Source organism: Cellulosimicrobium sp. G4 BAM 1002 (genome assembly GCF_057126935.1).
Map to the genome: position 1 here is coordinate 3,601,395 of NZ_CP182109.1, position 23,209 is coordinate 3,624,603.

Here is a 23,209-nt window from a genome sequence, read left to right on the forward strand (position 1 = left end):
TGCGGACCCGCGCGCTCGGGCGGAACAGCACACCGTGTCGGGTATTTCACCCGATCCGCCCGGTCGGTGGTGCTGCTGGCCGGAGTAGCGTGAGCGCTCACCCAGATCGTCTCCACCGGAGGACCGTGATGCGCATCTCCGTCGTCGGGTGCGGGTACCTCGGTGCGGTGCACGCAGCCAGCATGGCCTCGCTCGGGCACGACGTCGTCGGCATCGACGTCGACGTCGACAAGGTCGCGTCGCTCATGGCCGGGCGCGCCCCGTTCTTCGAGCCCGGGCTCCCGGACCTCCTCGCGCAGGAGATCGCGCAGGGTCGGCTGACGTTCACGACCGACGTCGCCCGCGTCACGGGCGCACGCGTCCACTTCGTGTGCGTCGGCACACCGCAGAAGCAGGGCGAGTATGCCGCGGACCTGCACTTCGTCGACGCCGCGGTCGAGTCGCTCCTGCCCCACCTGGCCCCTGGCGACGTCGTCGTCGGCAAGTCCACGGTGCCCGTGGGCACCGCGCTGCGGCTCGCCGCGCGCGTTCGCGAGGTGCAGCCCGGCGCCCATCTCGTCTGGAACCCGGAGTTCCTGCGCGAGGGCCACGCCGTGCAGGACACGCTGCACCCGGACCGGCTCGTCTACGGCCTGGACCCCACGGCGGACGGCGTACCCGTGAGCGTCCTCGACGAGGTCTACGCGAGCGTCCTCGCGGACGGCACCCCGAAGGTCGTCACCGACTTCGCGACGGCCGAGCTCGTCAAGGTCGCCGCGAACTCGTTCCTCGCGACGAAGATCTCCTTCATCAACGCGATGGCCGAGCTGTGCGAGGCCACCGGCGGCGACGTCACGGTGCTCGCGGATGCGATCGGTCACGACGCGCGCATCGGCCGCAGCTTCCTCAACGCGGGCCTCGGGTTCGGCGGTGGCTGTCTCCCCAAGGACATCCGCGCGTTCATGGCGCGCGCTGGTGAGCTCGGTGTAGACCAGGCGCTCTCGTTCCTGCGCGAGGTCGACTCGATCAACATGCGCCGCCGGGTGCGCATGGTCGATCTCGCGCGCGAGGTGTGCGGAGGGTCGATCGTGGGCCGCAACGTCGCCGTGCTCGGTGCCGCCTTCAAGCCGGACAGCGACGACACGCGCGACTCGCCCGCCCTCAACGTGGCGATGCAGATGCACCTGCAGGGCGCGCACGTCGTCGTGACCGATCCCCGCGCGGTCGAGAACGCCCGCCGGACCGCACCCGAGCTGAAGTTCGCCGCAACCGCGGAGGAGGCCGCGCAGGAGGCGGACGTCGTCGTCCTGCTCACGGAGTGGCGCGAGTACCGCGACCTCGATCCGCGTGCGCTGGGCGCGCACGTGGCGCACCGTCGGGTGCTCGACGGGCGCAACGCGCTCGACCCCGGGCACTGGCGGGAGGCAGGGTGGACGTACCGCGCGCTCGGCAGGCCCTGACGCCGCGGCGGAGCATGCCCCTCGAACTCAGCCCGACGTCGCCCCCGCCGTCGCCGCGACCGTCGCTCCGACGAGGATCACGGCGGTGACCTCGTCGACGTAGGCCTTGACCGCCGCGCTGGCCCAGCTCTCGCTCGCGATCTCCTTCGCGCGCCGGTCGACCTCGCGCCGTCGGGCACCGCTCCACTCCACGCCGGCCTCGGCCACTGCGGGTGCGCCCCGGTCCCCGCCCGCGGCGAGGACCCGCCCCGCCTGCCCGGTCGCGGAGAGGATCGTGACGACGGCGGCCGTGCGCTCGTCGGGCACCGCACCGTCGACCAGGACCCGCCACAGGGCGGCGCGGACGCCGTCCTCGTGACGGGAGTCGGCGGCGGGCCAGCGGGTGGTCGGGAAGATCCCGAGGACGCGGCCGTGCTCGCGGCGCAGGACCCCTCGCTCGGCGAGGGAGGCGATCGCGCGCGACGCGGGCTTGAGCTTGGCGAGAGGCCCGACCAGCGCCTTGGGCTTCGACCCCTCGCGCGAGCGGACGACGTCGAGCGCCTCGTCCAGCAGGGGATTGCCCGTCGCGGAGGCGTCGCGGACGACGATCCGTCCCACGCGACCGCCGTCACCGTCGCCCGCCAGGTCGGCCCGACCCAGGAGCGCGAGCTCCAGGAGCAGCGCGCCGGCCGCGACCTGCTCGCGGTACGAGGCGTCGACGACGGCCTTCCCGGTCACGTCGTCGAGCGTGAGCAGCAGGTAGTCCTCGAGGATGAGCATGTCTCCACGCTAGGACGTCACCACGGGCGCAGCAGGTGCCGAATGTCACGGCCGGGCCGTGTGCCGTGCACGCCGCGGGCTCGTCGAGGGGCGCTCGACATGTCCACGTCCGAAAGTTCACCCGCCGTTCGCCGCGCACCCCAGCGGCCGCGGTGGGAACCTGCGGTTCGAGAGCACTGAGCGCACGCCGCTGTTCCGAGCCTCGCCGTCGACGGCTCGTCGCGTTCGACGTCGAACGCCGTTGCCCCGACTTCTCCGGGAGCACGCCATGCGAGCCTGCACCATCCGCGACAGACGCCGACGGGGCCTTACGGCGTCCCGCCTCCTCGCCACGGCCGCGATCGTCCTCACGTCCCTGGCCGTCGCAGCACCCGCCCCGGGCAGCCCGGCAGGTGTCTCGGACGTGTGCGACGGGGTCCGAGACCTGGTCGACGCGGCGCTCCCCCAGGCTGCGACCGAGCTCCTCACCGCCGTGCGTTCCGTGAGGGAGGGCCCTGCCGAGACGTCGTCGGGCACGACGACGACCCTCGGCGAGGACGGCACGACCACCGCGGTCGAGGAGGGGCGGAGCCCGGCCCAGGCCTGCGCACTCGAGGAGGAGCTCGCGAGCGCCGCGGTCGTCCGAGCTCAGGAGCTCGCGGAGGAGGCCGCGGAGCTCGTCCCGACGGACGCGCAGGCGGCCCGGGACAAAGCGGCCGAGGCGTTGGGGATCGATGCGGAGAACGAGACCGCCTCCCAGGCGAAGACCAACGCCGACGTGGCGCTCGCCCAGCCCGTCGGCGAGGCCGCGGAGTCGTGGGACTCCTTCGTCGACCGGTTCGTCGAGCCGCTGGAGAAGCCCGCGCTCGCCGCGGCTCTCGTCCTCGTGGTCCTGCTCGTCCTTGCCCGCTCGCTCGCGGGCGTCACGCTGTACTGGCCGCGTCTGCCCCGTCATGCGCGGCTGACGGCCGCCGCGGCCGGTGGGGTCGCGCTCGTCCTCGCCTCCCTGACCCTCACGACGGCGTTCGCGACCGACGTCCTCGACGCGGGCCGGGACACGTGTCGCGTGAGCGGTCCGTGCACCGCGGCCGTGGGAACCTGGGCCGTCGCCTCTGTGGCCGTCGCGGTGGCGACGCTGCTCGTCGTGGCGCGCGCCCGGAACGACCCTCGCGACGACGTGTGGCCGTGGTGGCGCTGGCTGTTGATCGGCGCCGCGGCGTCGACGGTCTTCCTGAGCGTCGTGGTCGCGGCCTTCGTGCGCCGAGCGCTCCGGGAGACCGACCGGCCCGCGCCCGAGGTCGTCCCGTTCGCGGGCGCCGTCGCAGTGTCGGGAACCCTGCTCGCTCTCCTCGGGGTCGGTCTCGTCGCGCTCGCTGTGGCGACGCGCTTGCGGGTGTCGGTCCAGGTCACGGACGCGACCGGGCAGAGCGAGGCCGGCCGAGCCCGGGTGGTGGCGTTCCTGCGCGAGCTCGGCGCCGAGAGGCCACGCGGGCTCGAGACGCCCACGGGCGCGGACGTCGACGCGCTCCAGAGCGGCGTGCTCGGGGGCATCACCTCTGGGAAGGTCGTCACCGCTGCGGCCGACGTCCTGCGTGCCGTGCTCGGAGCGGCTCCGTGGCGAGTCCACGTGGCGGCGAACGACGGTGACCGTCTCTCCGTCATGGTCACCCGCAACGGGCGAGCGGCGGGCTCGGCCATCGTCGACCGGCACGTGCTGCTCCGGGTCGCACCCGAGGAGAGCGCCAAGCTGGAGACGATCGACCTCTACCGCGGTGCTGCGGCGGTCGTCGTGTCGACGCTCAGCCGGCACCACGACGGCTTCGACGGGCTGTGCGGCACGACGAGCTGGCGCAGCCTCGCCCTGCACTACGTCGCGACGACCGACCTGCGCGCCGACAGCGCGCGCCGTCCGGTGCTCGCCGCCGCGGCGGAGCTCGACCCGTCGTCGGACCTGGTCCAGTTCGCGCTGATGCACGCGTCGCTGCGCGAGTCGCAGGACAACGCCGAGCTGACGTCCTACGTCGAGTGGCTCACGGCGTTCGCGAAACGCCATGAGGATCCGCACCAGAACCATCGTGCGAACCCCGGGTATACGGCACTCCGCCTCCGGGCCCTCTACGTCCGCGCTGCCATGGAGATCAACCGTTCGTACGCTGCGGGCGAGGTAATCCACCCAGGTTCAGCCCTGACGAAGTACCTGGACGAGCTCCGGGGCAGCCTCGACGCCGCTGCGCACGACGCTCCGGACGATCGCGACGCCTCGACGACCGGTGCCCAGGAGTCCGCCACCGTCAGGGAGATCCGCTACGCCACCGAGGAGCTCGTGCCGTACGCGGTGAGGCACGACACGATCGAGCCCCGGACGCAGCAGGACGAAGCGGCCGATCCACGCTCTCCGTCAGCGCGGTACAACCGCGCGTGCTACCTCGCCACCGTCGGCGAGGAACCGGAGGAGGCAGTCCGCGAGCTGCGCCTGGCGGGCGCCGATCCGGAGAACACGCGCTGGATGCGCGAAGATCCCCAGCTGCGTGCCTTCCGCAGGACGACGGCCTACCGTCGTGAGTTCGGAGACCCGGCCGCGGGCTTCCTCGACCTCCGCGCGCTCGCAGCGGTCCGTGACGGGTTGCGGCATGCGGGCCTCGTCGAGGCCGACCTGCTGCCCCGCTCCGTGGCGGCGATCGTCCGTACGACCCGGCTGCCCGTTGCCACCGCGGTACGCCTGCGTCGCGTGGCGAGCCTCGTCGAGTCGGTACCGACGCCCCTGGCGCCCGTCCGTCATGACGTGGCGGACGTCCTGGCGGAAGGCGGCTGTCTGCGCCGGCGCGACGTACCCCGGCGCGACAGTGCTCAGGGCAAGCTCCTCGCCGACGACCTGCGCGATCGCCTCTACCGGCTGAAGGCCCCCGACGGCGTCACCCTGACGCGCTACTTCGCGGCCCTGCACCGGTGGCTCGGTCTCGACGTCACGCCGGAGCAGCAGGCCGAGCGCGCGACGACCACCGTCAGTCCGCAAGCTCCCAGCGCACGGTGACGCTCGCGCGGACCTCCTGAGTGCCCGGCTCGACGACGAGCGCGTCGCTCGTGGTCTTCGCCGCGAGCATCCGCGGCATCGGCCCCGGACCACCGACGTCCTCGCGGACCTCGACGACGGGCCCGAGCGAGCGCCCGGCGAGCCGCGCGTACTGCTCGGCGCGCGAGCGCGCGTCGGCGAACGCGGCGTCGCGCGCGGCGACGGCGAGCGGCCCCGGGTCGCCGACGGCCAGGCTCGTCGAGTCCAGCCGGGCGACCGGGCCGGCCGCGTCGAGCGCCGCGCGCACGATCTCGCCGCACGCCGCGACGTCGCGCACGGTCGCGCGGAGGGTGAGCCGCGCCGTCGTGCGCGGGCCGTCCTCGCGCTGCTCGGTCCACGTCGAGGTCTGCGACGTGCGCACGTCGGCCGCTGCGACGCCCGCCGCGACGAGCGCGTCGCGCGCCGCGGCGAGCCCGGCGTTCGCGCGGTCGAGCGCGTCCTGCACGCCCGGGGCGCTCGCCTCCGCGCCCAGCTCGACGACGGCGACGTCCGGCGCGGCCGTCACCGCGCCCTGGCCGGTGGTCGTGACTCCCGACGTGCCCATCGCGCTACCCTCCCGATCCTCCTGAGCGGAGACCTCAGCTGTTGCCGTCGAAGAGCGAGGTGACCGAGCCGTCGTCGAACACCTCGCGGATCGCGCGCGCGACGAGCGGCGCGATGGACAGCACGGTGAGCTGCGGGAACTGCTTGTCCGCGGCGATGGGCAGCGTGTCGGTGATGACGACCTCGCTCGCACCGCACTCGGAGAGGCGCTGCGCCGCCGGGTCGGACAGCACGCCGTGCGTCGCGGCCACGACGACCGACCGCGCGCCCGCGGCGAGGATGACCCGCACGGCCTCGGCGATCGTGCCGCCGGTGTCGATGAGGTCGTCGACGAGCACGCAGTCACGACCCTCGACCTCGCCGACGACGCGGTTGGCGACGGCCTGGTTGGGCCGCGTGATGTCCCGCGTCTTGTGGACGAACGCGAGCGGGCCACCGCCGAGCTTGGCCGCCCACTGCTCCGCGACGCGGATGCGCCCGGCGTCGGGCGACACGACGGTGACGTTCGACGTGTCCACGCGCGTGCGGACGTAGTCGGTGAGGATCGGCATGGCCCACAGGTGGTCGACCGGGCCGTCGAAGAAGCCCTGCGTCTGCGCGGCGTGCAGGTCCACGCTCATGAGACGGTCAGCGCCTGCGGCGGTGAACAGGTCGGACATGAGGCGGGCCGAGATCGGCTCGCGGCCGCGGTGCTTCTTGTCCTGGCGGGCGTAGCCGTAGAACGGCTGGACGACCGTGATGGTGCGGGCCGAGGCGCGCTTGGCGGCGTCGACCATGAGCAGCTGCTCCATGATCCACTGGTTGATCGGCGCGGTGTGGCTCTGGAGGATGAACACGTCGGCGCCGCGCACGGACTCGCCGAACCGGACGTAGATCTCGCCGTTGGCGAAGTCGTACGCCGTCGTGGGGAGCAGGTCGATGCCCAGCTCCCGCGCGACGTCGTTGGCGAGCTCGGGGTGCGCGCGCCCCGAGGCGAGGACGAGGGACTTGTCCCCGTTTCCGGCGATCGTGCTGCTCATGCGGGTTCCTTCTGTGGTGTCCGGTGACGGGGTCGGGTTCGTGGGGGGTCAGTCCGTCGCGCGTGCGGTGCGCAGCGCGTCGAGCGTGCTCTCGAGGTCGGGGCCCGGCGGGGGCGGCGTCGGGCGCTCGGCCGTGGCGGCCGCGCTCTGGTCCGCGAGCTGCGCCTGGGCCTGCGCGCCGATCGGCGCCGCGTCGGGGTCGGTCGCACGCGCGGCCGCGGCGGCGTCGGCCGCAGCGGTGCCCGGACGACGGCGCTCGACCCAGCCCTCGATGTTGCGCTGCTGCCCGCCGCTGACGCCCAGCGCGCCCGCGGGCACGTCGCGACGGATGACGGAGCCGGCCGCGGTGTACGCGCCGTCACCGACGGTCACCGGGGCGACGAACATGTTGTCGGCGCCCGTGCGCGCGTGGGATCCGATGACCGTGCGGTGCTTGTGCACGCCGTCGTAGTTGACGGTGACCGACGCCGCGCCGATGTTCGTGTGCTCGCCGATCGTCGCGTCACCGACGTACGACAGGTGCGGGATCTTCGACCCCTCGCCGATCTCCGCGTTCTTCGTCTCGACGAACGTCCCGATCTTGCCCTTCGCGCCGAGCACGGTCCCCGGTCGCAGGTAGGCGAACGGCCCCACGCTCGTCCCCGCGCCCAGCACCGCGAGGCTGCCGTGCGTGCGGGTCACCGTCGCGCCGGCGCCCACCTCGGTGTCCGTGAGCGTCGTGTCCGGCCCGACGGTCGCGCCCTCGGCGACCACGGTCGCGCCGTGGAGCTGCGTGCCCGGCAGGAGCGTGACGTCCCGCGCGAGCTCGACGTCGACGTCGACCCACGTCGTGGCCGGGTCGACGACGGTCACGCCCGCGCGCATCCAGTCCTCGAGGATCCGGCGGTTCATCTCGGCCCGCAGGACGGAGAGCTGGACGCGGTCGTTGACGCCCTCGACGACCGTCGGGTCGTCGGAGACGAGCGCCCGCACGGCGCCGCCCTCGGCCCGCGCGGCCGCGACGACGTCCGTGAGGTAGACCTCGCCCTGCGCGTTGTCGCGCCCGAGCGTGGCGAGCCCACGGCGCAGCACCGCGGCGTCGAACACGTAGATCGAGGCGTTGATCTCCCGGATCAGCAGCTCCTCGACCGAGGCGTCCTTGTGCTCCACGATGCGCTGCACGTCGCCGGACGCGTCGCGCACGACGCGCCCGTAGCCGGTCGCGTCGTCGAGCTCGGTCGTCAGCAGGGTCACCGCGTTGCCGTCCGCGACGTGCGCCGCGAGGAGCTGGGCGAGCGTGCCGCCGTCGAGCAGCGGGGTGTCGCCCGCGGTGACGACGACCGGGCCCTCGAGCCCGTCCCCGAGGCCGCGGCCCTCCTCGCCGTCGGGCACGCCGTGCAGGAGCGCCTGCGCGTGCGCCTTCGCGTCGAGCGCGGTCAGCGCGCACTGCACCGCTCGGCCCGTCCCCGGGATCTCGTCCTGGTCGACGACCAGGACCTGGGGGTCCACGCCCTGCGCGTGCTCGGCGACCCGGTCCCGCTCGTGCCGCACGACCACGGCGAGCAGAGCCGGGTCGAGGGAGCGCGACGCGACGAGCACGTGCCCGAGCAGGCTGCGGCCCGCGAGCGTGTGCAGCATCTTCGGGGTGGACGACTTCATCCGCGTCCCCTCGCCTGCGGCGAGGACGATCACGGCAGCGGGGGCGACGCTCGCGTCGGTTCCCTGCTGAGCTTCCATGGGTGTTCCCCTCGGGTTCGGTGGCACGAGCTCCGCCCCCAGGACTCGAACCTGGACCAAGGGCACCAAAAACCCTTGTGCTGCCGATTACACCAAGGCGGACCGGACCCGGCCACGCGTGCGTCCCGGCTCGTTCCCGGGCTGCCGCGGGCGGCGTGGGTCCGGGAACAGTCTGCCAGGTCGGCCCCCGTGCGCGACGACGCCGGTGTCCGACTCGTCCCGTGCGCACCGTGGTCCGCACCACAGCACGGCATGATGGTCCTCGTGGCCGAGCCCCGACGTACCCCCCGTTCCCGCATGACCGCGAGCCAGCGGCGCGAGCAGCTGCTCGTCGTGAGCCGCGGCCTCTTCGCGGAGAAGGGGTTCGAGGGGACGAGCGTCGAGGAGATCGCGGCCCGCGCGGAGGTGTCCAAGCCGGTCGTGTACGAGCACTTCGGCGGCAAGGAGGGCGTCTACGCCGTCGTCGTGGACCGCGAGGTGCAGGCGCTCACCGCCGCCCTCTCCGGCGCGCTCGACCAGGGCGGCCACCCCAAGGTCCTGCTCGAGCGGACCGCGCTCGCCCTCCTGTCGTACATCGAGGCGTCCGAGGACGGGTTCCGCATCCTCGTGCGCGACTCCCCCGTCGCCCAGGCGACCGGCACGTTCTCGAGCCTCATCGGCGACGTCGCCACCCAGGTCGAGCACCTGCTCGCGAACCAGTTCCGCTCGCGCGGGCTCGACCCCAAGGTCGCGCCGATCTACGCGCAGATGCTCGTCGGGATGGTCGCGCTCACCGGCCAGTACTGGCTGGACGTGCGCTCGCCGAAGAAGACCGAGGTCGCCGCGCACCTCGTCAACCTCGCGTGGAACGGGCTCGCCGACATGGAGAAGCGCCCCCGCCTCATCACCGACGCGAAGGGCTGACCCGGCCGGCGCCTGTCGCGCGGACCACACCCGACCCCGCGTCATGACGTCCCGGCCCGCCCGTCTCTCCTCGTGGAAGCAGGGCGAGACGACGAAGGCGGGAACGGGATGCACGGGCACGACCGGTCGCACGACCGCACGGACGACGACTGCCGGGACGAGGTCCGTCCCACGATCTGGGGATACTCGACCTGGACGACGGCGCGCTGCCTCCAGGGCGCCGTCGCCGGTGCGCCGGAGCGGATCGTGCAGCGCACGGACGTGCTGGTGCCCGGCCTGACGCCACGCGAGCTGCACCGCGTGCGCCGGCACGCCGAGTGGCAGGCGTCCGTCGACGGCGCACGGCTCGCCCTCGCGGCGGGCGTGCTCGCGGCCCTGTCCGCCGTCGTCGTCGGGCGCGACCTCTCGGCGGCGGTCCTCGTCGTGCACGCCGCGACGCTCGGCCTGGCGGCTGCGCTCGTGACGGGCGTGCTCCTGCGGCTGACCGGTCCCCGGCTGACGCGCGTCGAACGCCGGGCGCTGCGCGCCGCCGTCGAGATCCGCCGCGTCCGCGTCGCGCCGCCCACGGCGGCGGGCATGCGCGTGCTCGTCGCGATGAGCGCGGTCGAGTCGGTCGCCGACCGGCTCGACGAGCAGGAGTCGGCGGTCGCCCGCGGGCTCCTGTGGTCCGCGCTCGACGCCCTCCGGCGCGACGACGCCGCGGACGTGGACGACGCGACCGCCGCCATGCTGCGGCTCACGGTCCGGGCCGCCAGGTCGCCGCTGCCGCGCGCCCGGGACGAGCACCGCGGCTGACGACACCTGCCCCCCGCCCCCCGCGAACGGCGTGAGGTCATGACGAATGTCCCGGGCACCGCCGTCGTGCGGGTGGTTTGCTGGGCCGCATGGCGACACTCGAGATCGACTCGCTGACCTAGTCCTACGGCGCGGTGCACGCGCTGCGCGGCACCTCCTTCGACGTGCGCGAGGGCGAGATCTTCGGCTTCGTCGGCTCCAACGGCGCCGGCAAGACGACGACCATGCGCATCGTGCTCGGCGTGCTGGCCCCCGACGGCGGCGAGGTCCGGTGGGACGGTCGCCCGATCGACCTCGCCGCGCGCCGCCGCATCGGCTACATGCCCGAGGAGCGCGGCCTCTACCCGCGCATGAAGGTCGGCGAGCAGCTCGACTACCTCGCGCGGCTGCACGGGCTGTCCGGCGCGCAGGCCAAGGACGCGATGGAGCGCTGGACCACCACGCTGGGCGTCGACGCCCGCCGCGGCGACGAGGTGCAGAAGCTCTCGCTCGGCAACCAGCAGCGCGTCCAGCTCGCCGCCGCGCTCACGCACGACCCCGACCTGCTCGTGCTCGACGAGCCGTTCAGCGGTCTCGACCCCGTCGCCGTCGACGTCATGAGCGGCGTCCTGCGCGACCGGGCCGACGCCGGCGTCCCCGTCGTCTTCTCCTCCCACCAGCTCGACCTCGTCGAGCGCCTGTGCGACCGCGTCGGGATCATCAAGGACGGCGCGATGGTCGAGGTCGGGACCATCGACGAGCTGCGCCGCACCGAGACCGAGAGATGGGTGGTCGACGGGCCGCCCGGGGCCACCTGGATCGGCGCGGTGCCCGACGCGCGGGCCGTGCGGCTCGAGGGGTCGCGGACCGTCGTCGAGCTCACCCCGGGGTCGGCGAGCAGCGACGGCACGGGCGGCCGCGAGCAGGCGGTGCTCCGCGCCGCGCTCGCCGCGGGGCCCGTGCACGAGTTCGCGCCCGTGCGCCCGTCCCTCACCGAGCTCTACCGCGACGTCGTCAGCAGCGAGGACAAGCCGGCGGGCACGACCGCCGAGACCGTGGAGGTGGGGGCATGAGCACCGGGACCGCTCGACGAGGCACCAGCACGGGCTCCGGCTCCACCACGACGACGACGCTGTCGTCCTGGGGCGCGATCCGGCTCGTCGCGAGCCGCGAGATCATGACGCGGCTCCGTTCGAAGTCGTTCGTGTGGCTCACGGTGATCCTCGTCGCCGCCGTGGTCCTCGGCGGGTTCGTGCTCAACCTCGCCGGCTCCTCCGAGCCCACGGCCGAGCGCGTCGGCGTCACGTCGCAGACGGCGCCGCTCGCCGACAGCATCGAGGCGACGGGCACCGCGCTCGGGACCGAGATCGAGACGGTCGACGTCGCGGACGAGGCCGCCGGCGAGGCGCAGGTGCGCGACGGCGACCTCGACGCGCTCGTCACCGGCGCACCCGACGACCCCACCGTCGTCGTGGAGTCCGAGCTCTCGACCGGGCTCACGGCCGTCTTCACGACGCTCGCCCAGCAGACCGCCCTCTCCGACGCCGTCGCGAGCCTCGGAGGCGACCCCGCCGAGGTCGCGGGCGACATGGCGACCGCAGAGCCGACCGTGCGCACCATCGGCGAGCCGAGCGAGTTCGACCCCGCCCGCTACGTCACCGGCCTCGTCACCGGGATCCTGCTCTTCATGGCCATCATGATCAGCGGCCAGCTCATCGCCCAGGGCGTCGTGGAGGAGAAGACCAGCCGCGTCGTCGAGCTCCTGCTCTCGACCGTGCGGCCGTGGCAGCTCATGGCGGGCAAGGTGCTCGGGATCGGCCTCGTCGGCCTGGGACAGGTCGCGCTCGTCGTCATCGCGGGGGTCGGGACGGCCCTGGGTCTCGGGCTCGTCGACACCGAGACGATCGACCTCGGGACCGCCGCCGTCTGGGCGCTCGTGTGGTTCGTCGTCGGGTTCGTCAGCTACGCCCTGCTCATGGCGGGCCTCGGCGCGCTGGTCTCCCGCCAGGAGGACGTCGGCGCCGTGACCACCCCCGTCACGTTCCTCATGGTCGTGCCCTACATCGTGGGCGTCTCGGTCGCCCCGTGGGCGCCGGACAACCCGCTCGTCGTCTGGCTGTCGTTCGTCCCGCTGTGCTCGCCGCTCCTCATGCCCGTGCGCATCGCGCTCGGCAGCGCCGAGACCTGGGAGGCCCTCCTGGCGCTCGGCCTGTCGATCGCGATCATCCCGCTGCTCGTGTGGCTCGCCGCGAAGATCTACTCCAACGCCGTCCTGCGCACGGGCGCCCGGGTCAAGCTCAAGGACGCCCTGCGCGCCTCGTGAGCTCGAGGTAGAACCCTGGCCCGCCGAAGTAGAACCCTGGTCCGCCGAGGTAGAACCGTGGTTGCGCGAGGTAGAACCGTGGTTCTTGGGATCGACGGCGCGTGGTCGGCTTGGGTGTCGGGGTGGGTGGGGGCGCCGCGTCTACCATCCGCCGCTCGTTCCTCGCGGCTCCCGCCAGGCCCGACCACGACGCGGCGCCCCCACCCACCCCTCCCGGCATCACCTCACCCTGGTCCGTGCTCACCCGGGCCAGGACCCGCGGTGTCACGCCGAGCATGTCGTCACGGCCTGTCCCGGGCGCCCGATGGGACACAACGGTCTGCTCGACCTGCCGGAACCGCATGGTCGCCACGAGCACGGACCGCACCGCCTCGCCGGGCCTGCTCCCGCCGTGGCCGTCGCCGTCGCCGTCGCGGTCGCCGGACCACGGTGCGGCTTGGAGCGACCACGGTTCTACCTCGCGTGACCACGGTTCTACTTCGGCGGACCACGGTTCTACTTCGGCGGACCAGGGTTCTACTTCGGCGGACCGGGGTTCTGCGTCGGCGGACCGGGGTTCTGCCTCGCGCAGCCACGGTTCTGCTTCGACGGGCCTCGCTCCGTGCCTGCCCTAGGTGAGGTGGTGGCTGAGCGGGTGGGGCGGCGTCGGATGCGAAGGGCGTCAAGGCCGCGCTCCCCAGACCCACGCCCGAAAGACCCGGGCGACGGCGCGGACAGCCCGAGCACCGACGCCGCCCCACCCGCGGACCCGACCACGCGCACCGGACCAGACCGGACCGGACCGGACCGTCAAGAGTCTTGACGTCGAGACACGTCGAGTACCCTCGCGTCATGGAGCAGCAGCACGACGGCGAGCGCCCAGACGAGGTCGACCGCATCGTCGCGGCGTGGCAGCGCGAGCGTCCGGATCTCGACGTCGAGCCGCTCACGGTGTTCTCGCGCGTCGACCGTCTTGCACGGCACCTCGACCGGGCCCGCCGTACCGCGTTCGCGCGGGGGCACCTGGAGACGTGGGAGTTCGACGTGCTGTCGGCGCTGCGTCGTGCCGGGGAGCCGTACCGCCTGTCCCCCGGGGCGCTCGTCACGCAGACTCTCGTGACGAGCGGGACGATGACGAACCGCATCGACCGGCTCGAGGAGCGTGGGCTCGTCGTCCGGCGCCGCTCGCCCGACGACCGCCGCGGCATCCTGGTCGAGCTCACGCCCGACGGTCTCGAGCGCGTCGACACCGCCATGACCGACCTCCTGGCGGTCGAGGCGCGCATCCTCGACGCGCTCGAACCGGGTGGACGGCCTGCGCTCGCGGCGCTCCTGCGTACAGTCGTAGGACAGTTCGACGACTGACCGACGCCCGGGCCCTGCGGGCGTGCGGCTTCGCACCTGCACGCTCCCGGAGGTCACCGGTCCATGCCGCCGCCACGGCCGCCGTCACGTCCGAGCGCGTTCCGCGGCGGGATCGACGGCGTCCTGCTGGTGGCGGTGCTGCTCGTCGCGGTCAACCTGCGGGCGCCGATCACGGCGCTGCCGCCCGTGGTGTCCGACGTCGCGGCCGACCTCGGGCTCAGCGCGGCGGCTGCCGGCCTGCTCACCGGGATCCCGGTGCTGTGCTTCGCGCTCGCCACACCCGCGGTCGCCGGTCTGCTCGGACGGTCGTCTCTGCGTACGGCGATCGCCGTCGCGCTCGGGCTGATCCTCGCCGGGACCCTCGTGCGCTCGGTCGATCTCGCGGCGCTCGTCGGCTCGTCCGCGCTCGGCACCGCGGGCACGTTCGCCGGGACCGTGCTCCTCGGCCTCGGCATCACGACGGCGAACCTCGCCGTCCCGATGATCGCCCAGCGTGACTTCCCCGGGCACGTCGGCACCGTCACGGGCCTGTACACGGCGGCGATCAACGTGGGGACCGTCGCGACGACGGCGCTCACCGCGCCGCTCGCCGACGCCGTCGGCTGGCGCTGGGCGCTCGCGTCGTGGTCGGTCCTCGCCGTCGTCGCGCTCGTGTGGTGGCTGCGCGCGGTCCCCCGCCACGCACCGGGCGGGTCCATTGAGCGGGGCGGCGCGGCGTCGGGCACGACGGCGGGACCGGACCCGGGCGAGGACCGCGGCCCGGCGGAGGTCACGACCGGCGACCAGGACGGCGAGGCGCTCGCCGCGGCCGCGGCCGAGGGCGTCACGGGCACGGACCCGACGGCGGGCCGCGAGCGCCACGTCATGGCGACCGGGTTCACCTGGTGGCTGTGCGCGATGTTCGCGCTGCAGTCGTCGAGCTTCTACGCGCTCACGGCGTGGCTCCCGCTGATCCTCGAGGAGCTGGCGGGCATCCCGCGGTCCGCGTCCGGCGGAGCGGCGTCGCTGTTCCAGGGTTTCGCGATCGTGGGCGGCCTCGCCGTGCCGCTGGCGGCGCGCCGGTGGTCGATGCAGCAGAGCTTCGCCGTCATCGCCGTGCTGTGGCTGGCCCTCCCGGTCGGGCTGCTCCTCGCCCCGGACCTCTGGGCGGTGTGGGCGTCGATGGCGGGCATCGCGCAGGCGGCGAACTTCGTCGTGATCTTCACGCTCGTCGCGCAGCACTACCCGACCGTGCGTCGCGGGCGCCAGGCCTCCGCGACGGTGCAGAGCGTGGGCTACTGCTTCGCGGCGGCCGCGCCGACGGCGGCTGGGGCCCTGCACACCGCGACGGGCACGTGGACGACGCTGGTCGCCGTCGTCCTGGGCGCGCTCGTCGCCATGACGGCGATCGGCCTCGCCCTCACGCGCCGCCGCCCCGCTCCCTCGGGCGACCTTCCCACGTCGAGATAGCGGACCCTGCCGGAATTCGTTGACGCACCGGCACCGTCGTGTTTATGGTGTACACATCGTCTACGGCATACACGGACGTATGCGCCGCACACACACTGCCCGAGACGCACGCACCGACACAGACACCGACACCGACACGAAGGAGAAGGCGATGAACGACCCGATGATCGCCGTGCAGGGGCTCGAGAAGTCCTACGGCGACCATGCCGTGCTGCGCGGCGTCGACCTCACCGTGCGCCGCGGCGAGATCTTCGCGCTGCTCGGCCCCAACGGCGCCGGCAAGACCACGACCGTCAACATCCTCACGACGCTCGTCAAGCCCGACGGCGGGAGGGCGTCCGTCGCGGGCGCCGACGTGGTGCGCGACGCCAGCCGCGTGCGCGACGTCATCGCGCTCACCGGGCAGTACGCGTCGGTCGACGAGTTCCAGTCCGGCACCGAGAACCTCGTCATGATGGGGAACCTCGCGCACCTGCCGGCCCGCACCGTCCGCGCCCGCGCCGCCGAGCTGCTCGAGCGGTTCGACCTGACGGATGCGGCGGACCGCCGCGTCGGCACGTACTCCGGCGGCATGCGCCGTCGGCTCGACCTCGCGATCAGCCTCGTCGCCGACCCGGCCGTGCTCGTGCTCGACGAGCCCACCACGGGCCTGGACCCGGCGTCGCGCTCGCAGCTCTGGGACGTCGTGCGGGGCCTGGCCGCGGACGGCACGACCGTCCTGCTCACGACCCAGTACCTCGAGGAGGCCGACCGCCTCGCCGACTCGATCGCCGTCCTCAACGACGGGAAGGTCGCCGCGCGCGGCACGGCGACCGAGCTCAAGGCGCTCGTCGCGGGCGACCACGTCCGCATCGCGTTCGAGGACCACGCGAGCCTCGCGACCGCCGTCGGGCTCGCGGCGCACCTCGGCCTCACGACGACCGAGACCGACGAGAAGGACCTCTCCCTCACGGCCGCGAGCGACGACCCGGTCCGTACGATCCGCGACGTCCTCGCCGCCGCAGACACGAACGGCCTCGCCGTGAGCGGTGTCAGCGTCGTCAAGCCCACGCTCGACGACGTCTTCCTCGCCCTGACCTCGAAGGAGTCCGCACGATGACCACGACCGCCACCACCACGCTGCCGGCGCGGCCGGCCCGGCGAGCCCCCGCTCCCCGCGCAGGGCAGTCACCCGCGACCGCCCTGCGCGACGTGCGCACGATGGTCGTCCGCGAGACGCGTCGCCAGCTGCGGAGCATCGACGGGCTCATCACCGCGTTCGTCCTGCCGGTGATGATCATGCTCGTGTTCGTCGTCATCTTCGGCGGCGCCATCGCGGGCGACGACTACATCGACTACGTCGTCCCCGGCGTGCTCGTCATGTGCCTCGGCTTCGGGTCGGCGACGGCGGCCGTCGGGGTCGCGCAGGACATGACGTCGGGCACGATCGACCGGTTCAAGACGATGCCGATCTTCGGGCCGTCCGCCCTGTGGGGGCACGTCGTGGCGAGCATCGGCCGCAACCTCGCCTCAGCGGTCGTCGTCGTGGGGGTCGCCTACGCGCTCGGCTTCCGGGCGGATGCCGGCCTCGCCGACTGGCTCGGCCTCGTGGCGTTCGCCGTGCTCTCCGTGCTGACCTTCACGTGGCTCAGCGTGGTCCTCGGGCTCGTGCTGAGCGTCGAGGCCTCGCAGTCGGTGAACTTCATCTTCCTGTTCGTGCCCTACCTCAGCTCGGGCTTCGTCCCGATCGAGACGATGCCGTCGTGGCTCCACGGCTTCGCCGAGCACCAGCCGTTCACGCCGATCATCGAGACCTTCCGCGGGCTGCTGGCGGGTGCGCCCGACGCGACGACGATCCTCACCGCCGTCGCGTGGCTGGTCGGCTTCCTCGTCGCGAGCTGCGTCGCCGGCGCCGTGCTCTACCGCCGCCGGACCGCGCGCTGAGCTCTCCTGGCGCCGAGCACGACGCCGAGCAGGTGGTCCTGTGCCTCCCGACCGCGGGGCGTACCAGGACCGCCTGCTCGGCGTTCCGGCGACACCTTGCCGGCCGCTCGGGCGCACGCCGACGATTCTCGGGGAGGATGACCCCATGACGGACGCACCCGACCTCCCCGCCCGGATCGCGCTCGCGTGGGGCGTCGCCGAACGGCCCGAGCGCGCACCGAAGCGCGAGCTGAGCATCGAGCGCATCGTCGAGACCGCGATCGAGATCGCCGACGCGGACGGGCTCGCCGCGGTCTCCATGGCGAAGGTCGCCCAGAGCCTCGGCTTCACGACGATGTCGCTCTACCGCTACGTGACGAGCAAGGACGACCTGCTGCTCCTCATGCAGGAGGCGGTGCTCGACGTCGAGTACCCGCCGCCGCACGAGCCCGCGGACTGGCGCGCCGAGCTGCGCGAGTGGGCGCAGTTCACGATGGCGGTGTTCGCCTCGCACCCCTGGTTCCTCGACATCCCGGTGACCGGTGCGCCCCTCACGCCCAACAACCTGCGCGGCGCCGACACGTGCCTGCGGGCGATGCGCTCCACTCCGCTCGACGAGGAGGAGAAGATGTCGGTCATCCTCCTCCTCAGCGGGTACGCGAGGAACGCCGCCCGGCTGGCGGCCGACCTCTCGCGTGCGGTGGACGCGGGGGGCGACGAGGACGTCGTGCTCGGGGGTGCGTTCCGCGACGCGCTGCGCGGGCTGGTCGACGAGGTGAGGTTCCCGTACCTGCGCCCGCTCGTCGAGTCCGGCGCCTACGCGGGCGAGGGGCAGATCGACGACACCGCATGGGGGCTCGAGCGTGTGCTCGACGGCCTCGCGGTCTACGTCGACGCGCGTGCGGCGGGCGCCCCCGGCGCCGGACGGGACTTCCGCTCGCCCTCCGCGGCGCCGCAGGAACCGGGGGGTGACGAGACGCCGAGCGACGCGCACGAGGGCGTCGCCCCGGTCGAGGTCTCGGTGCACGTCAAGGACCCCAAGGTCAAGAGGGCGACGCTCAAGCGGCGCGACGCCGAGCGACGCCTCCGCGAGCAGCACAAGAAGGTGCGCGAGCTCGAGAAGGCGCTGCGCGACGCCCAGAAGGCCGAGCGCGAGGCGGTGCGCGTCGCGGTCGAGAAGGCGCGCCCGTAGGGACCTGACAGCGCCGCGCCGGGAGCGCCGGTCGCCCGTGGCCGAACTTGTAGCGTCAATTACTACGATGACGGCACGGGAGGAGGACCCATGACGACGGAACCCCGCTGGCTCGACGCCCAGCAGCTCGACGCGTGGAAGCGGCTCGTGGCGGTGGTCGAGCTGCTGCCGGGCGTCCTGGACTCCCAGCTCCGGCGCGACGCCGACCTCAGCCACTTCGAGTACTACGTGCTCGCGATCCTCTCGGAGTCGAAGGACCGCACGCTGCGCATGACGGACCTCGCCGTCGCCACGAACGCGACCCCTCCCCGGCTCTCGCACGTCGCGGCGCGGCTCGAGAAGCGCGGGCTGATCGAGCGCCTCCCCTGCCCGGACGACCGTCGCGCGACGAACGCGCACCTCACCGACGCGGGGTGGGAGAAGGTCGTGGCCACGGCTCCCGGCCACGTCGCGACCGTCCGCGACCACGTGATCGACGCGCTCACGCCGGAGCAGGTCGACCAGCTCGACGCCATCGCGGGTGCGATCCTCGAGCGCGTCGACCCGGACGACCGGATGGGCTTCCTACGGCGCTGAGCCCGCACCGGCACGCCCGTCGGGTCAGCGAGCCCGCACCGGACCTGCCACGACGACCGGCCGTCCGTCCGGCAGGAGCCCGTCCAGCGCAGCCGGCAGGTCGTCCACGCTGAGCTCGACCACCCCCGGCAGACCCGCCACGACCTCGTCCCACTCGGGCGCGGCGTCGTTCACCTCGACGCTGTGCCCGTTCACGAGGTCGAACGACACGTGCCGTACGGTGCCGACCACGACGTCGAGCGCGTAGGCGGTCACGCGCTGCACGTCCGACCACGGCGCGAGCACTCCGCCCTGCCCGTCGTCGATCTCGACACCGCGCGGCGAGACGCCGACCCGCATCTGCGGGGGCCCCGCCGTCATCCCGCGACCTCCGCGGCCTCGAGCCAGGCGGCCTCCAGCTCGTCCTTCTCGGCCGCGAGCGTGCGCAGCTCGGCGTCGAGCCCGGCCACCGCCGTGAAGTCGGTCGCGTTCGCGGCGATCTTCTCGTGCAGGCGCGCCTCCGCCTCGGCGATCTTGCTCAGCCGCCGCTCGATGCGGTTGATCTCCTTCTTCGCGGCACGCACCTCCGCGGCGCTCGGCCCCGCCGGGGCGGCACCCTCGGCGCTCGCACCGCCGTCGGACCCGCTCTCGGCGGGCACGGTCCGCGCGAAGCCGCTCGACGACGACGTCCCGGCGTTCGCGAGCGCGGCGCGCCGCAGCTCGAGGTACTGCTCGACCCCGCCCGGCAGGTCCCGGACCTTGCCGTCGCCGAGCAGCGCGACCTGGCGGTCCGCGACGCGCTCGAGCAGGTAGCGGTCGTGCGAGACGACGATGAGCGTGCCGGGCCAGCCGTCGAGCAGGTCCTCGAGCGCGGCGAGCGTGTCGGTGTCGAGGTCGTTCGTCGGCTCGTCGAGGAGCAGCACGTTCGGCTCCGCGACGAGCAGGCGCAGGAGCTGCAGGCGACGGCGCTCGCCGCCCGACAGGTCGCGCACGAGCGTCTGCGACCGCTCGCGCGTGAAGCCCAGGCGCTCCACGAGCTGGGACGCGGTGAGCTCCTTGCCGTCCACGACGACCGACCGCTTCTCGTCCTCGATCACCTGGATCACGCGCGACCCGGCGATGTCGTCGAGCTCGCCGACGTCCTGGGACAGCTCGGCGACGTGGACCGTCTTGCCGCGCTTGACCCGGCCCGCGTCCGGCTCGCGCCGTCCGCCGAGGAGCGCGAGCAGCGTCGTCTTGCCCGCGCCGTTGACGCCGACGACGCCGTACCGGTCGCCCGGGCCGAGACGCCACGTGACGTCGTCGAGCAGGACGCGCTCCCCCTGCCCGTCCTGGCGTGGCACCGCGACCGTGACGTCCTCGAGGTCGAGCACGTCCTTGCCGAGACGCTTGGTGGCGGTGCGTGTCAGCTCGAGCGTGTCGCGCGGCGGCGGGACGTCGGCGATGAGCGCGGCCGCCGCGTCGAGGCGGAACTTCGGCTTCGACGTCCTGGCGGGGGCTCCGCGGCGCAGCCACGCGAGCTCCTTGCGCAGCAGGTTCTCGCGCTTCTCGGCCGTGACGGCAGCGGTCCGCTGCCGCTCGGCGCGCGCGAGGACGTACGCGGCGTACCCGCCCTCGTAGCCCTCGACCTCCCCGGAGCCGTCGCCGCGCACCTCCCACATGCGCGAGCAGACGGCGTCGAGGAACCAGCGGTCGTGGGTCACCACGACGAGCGCGCCCCGCGCCCCGGCACGCGCGAACCGGGCCTGCAGGTGCTCGGCGAGCCACGCGACGCCCTCGACGTCGAGGTGGTTCGTGGGCTCGTCGAGGAACAGCACGTCGTGGTCGGCGACGAGCAGCGCCGCGAGCGCGACGCGCCGGCGCTGGCCGCCGGAGAGGGTGTCCGCCGGGGCGTCGAGGTCGAGGTCGCCGATGAGCCCGGCGTGCACGGTGCGGATGCTCGCGTCCGACGCCCACGCGTGCGTCGCGGCGTCGCCGTGGACCAGGTCGCGGATCGTCGCGCCGGTGCCGACGTCGTCGCGCTGGTCGAGCAGGCCGAGGCGGAGCCCGCCCACGCGGGTGACCCGGCCGCCGTCGGGCTGCTGCGTCCCGGCGAGCAGGCGCAGGAGCGTGGACTTGCCGGCCCCGTTGGGGCCGACGATGCCGACGCGGTCGCCGTCGTCGAGACCGAGCGAGACGTCGTCGAGCAGGGTGCGGGTGCCGACGGTCAGCGAGATGCCGTCGGCGCCGAGAAGGTGGGCCACGCGACGAGCCTAACGAGCGCGCGGGCCGCCGACCGACACGGGGACGACCCGGCCGCCCGACGCACACCGCCGAACCCGGGGTCGTGCGTCACCACGGACCGCGGGTGACGCACGACCCCGGGTTCGGCAGCACGAGGGCAGCGGCCCCTCGTCAGCCCTTGAGGCCCGAGTGGGCCAGACCCTGGACGAACTGCTTCTGCGCGACGAGGAACACCGCGAGGACGGGCAGCACCGTGAGGGTGGTCGCGGCGAGCTGCACGTTCCACATCGGGCCGCCGTAGGCGTCGACGTACTGCGTGAGCGCCTGCGGGAGCGTGAACCGGTCCTTGCTGGACAGGTACACGATCGGCTCCAGGTAGAGGTTCCACGACTTGAGGAACGTGAAGATCGCGACCGCGGAGATCGCCGAGCGCGACAGCGGGAACGCGATGCGCCAGAAGATCCCCCACCGCCCGAGCCCGTCCATGCGCCCCGCCTCCTCGAGCTCGCCCGGGAGCCCGAGGAAGAACTGGCGCATGATGAACGTGGCGAGCACGCTCGGCGCCCCGAGGATCGGGATGACCACCAGGGGCCAGTGCGTGTCGATGAGGCCGAGCGAGTTGACCATCCGGAAGAGGGGGACGATCGTCACCTCGGACGGCACGAGGAGGCCCACGAGCACGAGCAGGAACAGCGCGTTCGCCCCGGGGAACCGGATGCGCGCGAACGCGTAGCCGGCCATCGAGGACACGAGGATCGTCCCGAGGGTCACGAGCGCCGCGATGTACAGGCTGTTCCAGTACTGCTGCGCGAACGGCTGCAGCCGGAACACCTCGCCGTACGCCGCGAACGACGGGTCCTGCGGCCAGAGCGTCGGCACGGCCCGCAGGATCTCGCTCATCGGCTTGAGGCTCGACGTCGCCATCCACCACGTGGGGAACACGAACGGCACGCTGAGCACGACGAGCAGGGCGACGAGCCCCCACCGACCCCAGCGGCGCCGGGACCGCGCGGCCCGGTCGTGGCGCGCGGGCGCGTCCCGCGGGCCGTCGGTGCCGGGGCCGCCCGACGCCGCGAGGTGCTCGGGCCTGCCGTCCGCGCCCGGGAGCGTGGCCGGGCCGGGCATCACGTCAGACTTCATGGAAGACCCACCTCTTGCGCGTCTGCCACTGCACGAGTGTCAGGACGAGGACGATGACGAACAGCAGGACGGAGATCGCGCTCGCGTAGCCGAAGTCGTTGAACCGGAACGCCTGCTGGTACAGGTAGTAGACGAGGACGGTGGTCGAGCTCCCCGGCCCGCCGCCCGTGAGCACGGCGATCTGCGCGAACACCTCGAGCGAGCCGACGATCGTGAGGATCGACACGAGCAGGACCGTCGGGCTGATGAGCGGGAGCGTGATCGAGCGGAACCGCCGCCACGCTCCCGCGCCGTCGATGCGCGCCGCCTCCTGGATCTCCTCCGGCACCCCCTGCAGCGCCGCGAGGAAGAGGATCATGTTGAGGCCGACGTTCTTGAAGACCTGCACCACGATCACCGAGAGCATCGCCGTCGTCTCGCCGCGCAGCCAGTTCGGCCCGTCGATCCCGAGCAGCGACAGGAACCCGTTGATCCCGCCGTCCGCCTGGAGCAGGAAGCTCCACACGATCGTCCAGGCGACGAGCGACACGACGACCGGCGAGAAGAAGAACGTGCGGAACGTCGTCGTGCCCGGGAGCTTCTGGTTGAGCAGCACCGCGAGCACGAGGGCGAGCGAGATGTTGAGCACCACGAGCCCGACGGAGAACCACAGGCTCGCGAGCAGCGAGTCGTGCAGGCCGGGGTCGGAGAGCATGCGCTCGTAGTTGTCGGCGCCCGTGAACGTGAACGTGTTCGCGAGCACGTTCCACTCGTGGAGCGAGTACCAGACGACGGCGACCAGCGGCGCGACCACGAACGCGAGCGCGCCGAGCACGGCGGGCGCGACCATGGTGTAACCCACGGCCGCGTCCCGTCGCGCGAGTGCGGAGGAGGCCACGC

At 73.4% G+C, this 23,209-nt stretch carries 20 protein-coding genes and 1 tRNA gene; 12 read left to right on the forward strand and 9 right to left on the reverse strand.

Features of this window, described 5'->3' with window-relative positions:
- Window positions 1–128: 128 nt before the first annotated feature.
- Entirely contained in the window at window positions 129–1,439 is a 1,311-nt protein-coding gene (locus tag ACMXGY_RS16090; RefSeq protein ID WP_483773989.1) for a UDP-glucose dehydrogenase family protein, read from the forward strand.
- Window positions 1,440–1,466: 27 nt separating this feature from the next.
- On the opposite strand, the gene ACMXGY_RS16095 is transcribed toward ACMXGY_RS16090, so the two are convergent.
- The gene (locus tag ACMXGY_RS16095; protein WP_483773990.1) at window positions 1,467–2,198 is read right to left on the reverse strand and encodes a GOLPH3/VPS74 family protein; all 732 of its coding nucleotides are present in this window, start codon (window positions 2,196–2,198) and stop codon (window positions 1,467–1,469) included.
- Between the two features lie 268 nt (window positions 2,199–2,466).
- Between ACMXGY_RS16095 and ACMXGY_RS16100 the strand changes: the two genes are divergently transcribed.
- Entirely contained in the window at window positions 2,467–5,208 is a 2,742-nt protein-coding gene (locus ACMXGY_RS16100; RefSeq protein WP_483773991.1) for a hypothetical protein, read from the forward strand.
- On the opposite strand, the gene ACMXGY_RS16105 is transcribed toward ACMXGY_RS16100, so the two are convergent.
- The 4 genes from ACMXGY_RS16105 to ACMXGY_RS16120 form a co-directional block, all read right to left on the reverse strand.
- Complete coding sequence (locus ACMXGY_RS16105; RefSeq protein WP_483773992.1) at window positions 5,180–5,791, reverse strand: SIMPL domain-containing protein; 612 nt, start codon at window positions 5,789–5,791, stop codon at window positions 5,180–5,182. The two genes, ACMXGY_RS16100 and ACMXGY_RS16105, sit on opposite strands and share 29 nt — an antisense overlap.
- 34 nt (window positions 5,792–5,825) lie before the next feature.
- Complete coding sequence (locus tag ACMXGY_RS16110) at window positions 5,826–6,809, reverse strand: ribose-phosphate diphosphokinase (RefSeq protein ID WP_483773993.1); 984 nt, start codon at window positions 6,807–6,809, stop codon at window positions 5,826–5,828.
- 48 nt (window positions 6,810–6,857) lie between these two features.
- A complete protein-coding gene (gene glmU, locus ACMXGY_RS16115; RefSeq protein ID WP_483773994.1) occupies window positions 6,858–8,525 on the reverse strand; it encodes a bifunctional UDP-N-acetylglucosamine diphosphorylase/glucosamine-1-phosphate N-acetyltransferase GlmU in 1,668 nt (555 codons plus the stop codon).
- A gap of 30 nt (window positions 8,526–8,555) precedes the next feature.
- Window positions 8,556–8,627 (reverse strand) — tRNA-Gln (locus tag ACMXGY_RS16120).
- 195 nt (window positions 8,628–8,822) lie between these two features.
- Between ACMXGY_RS16120 and ACMXGY_RS16125 the strand changes: the two genes are divergently transcribed.
- The 10 genes from ACMXGY_RS16125 to ACMXGY_RS16170 all read left to right on the forward strand — a co-directional run bounded on the left by ACMXGY_RS16125 (window position 8,823) and on the right by ACMXGY_RS16170 (window position 18,988).
- The gene (locus ACMXGY_RS16125; protein ID WP_483773995.1) at window positions 8,823–9,428 is read left to right on the forward strand and encodes a TetR/AcrR family transcriptional regulator; all 606 of its coding nucleotides are present in this window, start codon (window positions 8,823–8,825) and stop codon (window positions 9,426–9,428) included.
- Between the two features lie 108 nt (window positions 9,429–9,536).
- Window positions 9,537–10,223, forward strand: coding sequence for a hypothetical protein (locus ACMXGY_RS16130; protein WP_483773996.1), 687 nt, complete (start codon window positions 9,537–9,539; stop codon window positions 10,221–10,223).
- 134 nt (window positions 10,224–10,357) lie between these two features.
- A complete protein-coding gene (locus tag ACMXGY_RS16135) occupies window positions 10,358–11,275 on the forward strand; it encodes an ABC transporter ATP-binding protein (RefSeq protein ID WP_483773997.1) in 918 nt (305 codons plus the stop codon).
- Window positions 11,272–12,525, forward strand: a complete 1,254-nt coding sequence (locus ACMXGY_RS16140) for an ABC transporter permease (protein ID WP_483773998.1) — start codon at window positions 11,272–11,274, stop codon at window positions 12,523–12,525. The genes ACMXGY_RS16135 and ACMXGY_RS16140 overlap by 4 nt, the downstream gene beginning before the upstream one ends.
- A gap of 831 nt (window positions 12,526–13,356) precedes the next feature.
- The gene (locus ACMXGY_RS16145) at window positions 13,357–13,869 is read left to right on the forward strand and encodes a MarR family winged helix-turn-helix transcriptional regulator (protein WP_483773999.1); all 513 of its coding nucleotides are present in this window, start codon (window positions 13,357–13,359) and stop codon (window positions 13,867–13,869) included.
- 63 nt (window positions 13,870–13,932) lie between these two features.
- Complete coding sequence (locus ACMXGY_RS16150) at window positions 13,933–15,318, forward strand: MFS transporter (RefSeq protein ID WP_483774000.1); 1,386 nt, start codon at window positions 13,933–13,935, stop codon at window positions 15,316–15,318.
- A gap of 151 nt (window positions 15,319–15,469) precedes the next feature.
- Window positions 15,470–16,417, forward strand: coding sequence for an ATP-binding cassette domain-containing protein (locus tag ACMXGY_RS16155; RefSeq protein WP_483774001.1), 948 nt, complete (start codon window positions 15,470–15,472; stop codon window positions 16,415–16,417).
- Window positions 16,414–17,241, forward strand: a complete 828-nt coding sequence (locus ACMXGY_RS16160) for an ABC transporter permease (RefSeq protein WP_483774002.1) — start codon at window positions 16,414–16,416, stop codon at window positions 17,239–17,241. Before ACMXGY_RS16155 ends, ACMXGY_RS16160 begins: the two co-directional genes overlap by 4 nt.
- Window positions 17,242–17,386: 145 nt before the next feature.
- Window positions 17,387–18,412 (forward strand): TetR/AcrR family transcriptional regulator, encoded by a 1,026-nt coding sequence (locus ACMXGY_RS16165; RefSeq protein WP_483774003.1) that lies wholly within the window; start codon window positions 17,387–17,389, stop codon window positions 18,410–18,412.
- A gap of 90 nt (window positions 18,413–18,502) precedes the next feature.
- The gene (locus tag ACMXGY_RS16170; protein WP_483774004.1) at window positions 18,503–18,988 is read left to right on the forward strand and encodes a MarR family winged helix-turn-helix transcriptional regulator; all 486 of its coding nucleotides are present in this window, start codon (window positions 18,503–18,505) and stop codon (window positions 18,986–18,988) included.
- 24 nt (window positions 18,989–19,012) lie between these two features.
- Here the strand turns inward: ACMXGY_RS16170 and ACMXGY_RS16175 are convergent, their stop codons facing one another.
- The 4 genes from ACMXGY_RS16175 to ACMXGY_RS16190 all read right to left on the reverse strand — a co-directional run bounded on the left by ACMXGY_RS16175 (window position 19,013) and on the right by ACMXGY_RS16190 (window position 23,207).
- Window positions 19,013–19,348 carry a hypothetical protein gene (locus ACMXGY_RS16175; protein ID WP_483774005.1) on the reverse strand — a complete coding sequence of 112 codons (336 nt, stop codon included), beginning with the start codon at window positions 19,346–19,348 and terminating at the stop codon, window positions 19,013–19,015.
- Window positions 19,345–21,210 carry an ABC-F family ATP-binding cassette domain-containing protein gene (locus tag ACMXGY_RS16180; RefSeq protein WP_483774006.1) on the reverse strand — a complete coding sequence of 622 codons (1,866 nt, stop codon included), beginning with the start codon at window positions 21,208–21,210 and terminating at the stop codon, window positions 19,345–19,347. The genes ACMXGY_RS16175 and ACMXGY_RS16180 overlap by 4 nt, the downstream gene beginning before the upstream one ends.
- Before the next feature lie 151 nt (window positions 21,211–21,361).
- Window positions 21,362–22,330, reverse strand: coding sequence for a carbohydrate ABC transporter permease (locus ACMXGY_RS16185; protein ID WP_483774007.1), 969 nt, complete (start codon window positions 22,328–22,330; stop codon window positions 21,362–21,364).
- Entirely contained in the window at window positions 22,320–23,207 is an 888-nt protein-coding gene (locus ACMXGY_RS16190; RefSeq protein ID WP_483774008.1) for a carbohydrate ABC transporter permease, read from the reverse strand. Before ACMXGY_RS16190 ends, ACMXGY_RS16185 begins: the two co-directional genes overlap by 11 nt.
- Window positions 23,208–23,209: the final 2 nt, after the last annotated feature.

Coding starts and splice junctions, on each gene's coding strand:
- ACMXGY_RS16095 (WP_483773990.1), bottom strand. CDS start 2,198: ATGCTCATCCTCGAGGACTACCTGCTGCTCACGCTCGACGACGTGACC.
- ACMXGY_RS16145 (WP_483773999.1), top strand. CDS start 13,357: ATGGAGCAGCAGCACGACGGCGAGCGCCCAGACGAGGTCGACCGCATC.
- ACMXGY_RS16175 (WP_483774005.1), bottom strand. CDS start 19,348: ATGACGGCGGGGCCCCCGCAGATGCGGGTCGGCGTCTCGCCGCGCGGT.
- ACMXGY_RS16160 (WP_483774002.1), top strand. CDS start 16,414: ATGACCACGACCGCCACCACCACGCTGCCGGCGCGGCCGGCCCGGCGA.
- ACMXGY_RS16130 (WP_483773996.1), top strand. CDS start 9,537: ATGCACGGGCACGACCGGTCGCACGACCGCACGGACGACGACTGCCGG.
- ACMXGY_RS16185 (WP_483774007.1), bottom strand. CDS start 22,330: ATGAAGTCTGACGTGATGCCCGGCCCGGCCACGCTCCCGGGCGCGGAC.
- ACMXGY_RS16155 (WP_483774001.1), top strand. CDS start 15,470: ATGAACGACCCGATGATCGCCGTGCAGGGGCTCGAGAAGTCCTACGGC.
- ACMXGY_RS16140 (WP_483773998.1), top strand. CDS start 11,272: ATGAGCACCGGGACCGCTCGACGAGGCACCAGCACGGGCTCCGGCTCC.
- ACMXGY_RS16125 (WP_483773995.1), top strand. CDS start 8,823: ATGACCGCGAGCCAGCGGCGCGAGCAGCTGCTCGTCGTGAGCCGCGGC.
- ACMXGY_RS16090 (WP_483773989.1), top strand. CDS start 129: ATGCGCATCTCCGTCGTCGGGTGCGGGTACCTCGGTGCGGTGCACGCA.
- ACMXGY_RS16100 (WP_483773991.1), top strand. CDS start 2,467: ATGCGAGCCTGCACCATCCGCGACAGACGCCGACGGGGCCTTACGGCG.
- ACMXGY_RS16170 (WP_483774004.1), top strand. CDS start 18,503: ATGACGACGGAACCCCGCTGGCTCGACGCCCAGCAGCTCGACGCGTGG.
- ACMXGY_RS16150 (WP_483774000.1), top strand. CDS start 13,933: ATGCCGCCGCCACGGCCGCCGTCACGTCCGAGCGCGTTCCGCGGCGGG.
- glmU (WP_483773994.1), bottom strand. CDS start 8,525: ATGGAAGCTCAGCAGGGAACCGACGCGAGCGTCGCCCCCGCTGCCGTG.
- ACMXGY_RS16165 (WP_483774003.1), top strand. CDS start 17,387: ATGACGGACGCACCCGACCTCCCCGCCCGGATCGCGCTCGCGTGGGGC.
- ACMXGY_RS16105 (WP_483773992.1), bottom strand. CDS start 5,791: ATGGGCACGTCGGGAGTCACGACCACCGGCCAGGGCGCGGTGACGGCC.
- ACMXGY_RS16110 (WP_483773993.1), bottom strand. CDS start 6,809: ATGAGCAGCACGATCGCCGGAAACGGGGACAAGTCCCTCGTCCTCGCC.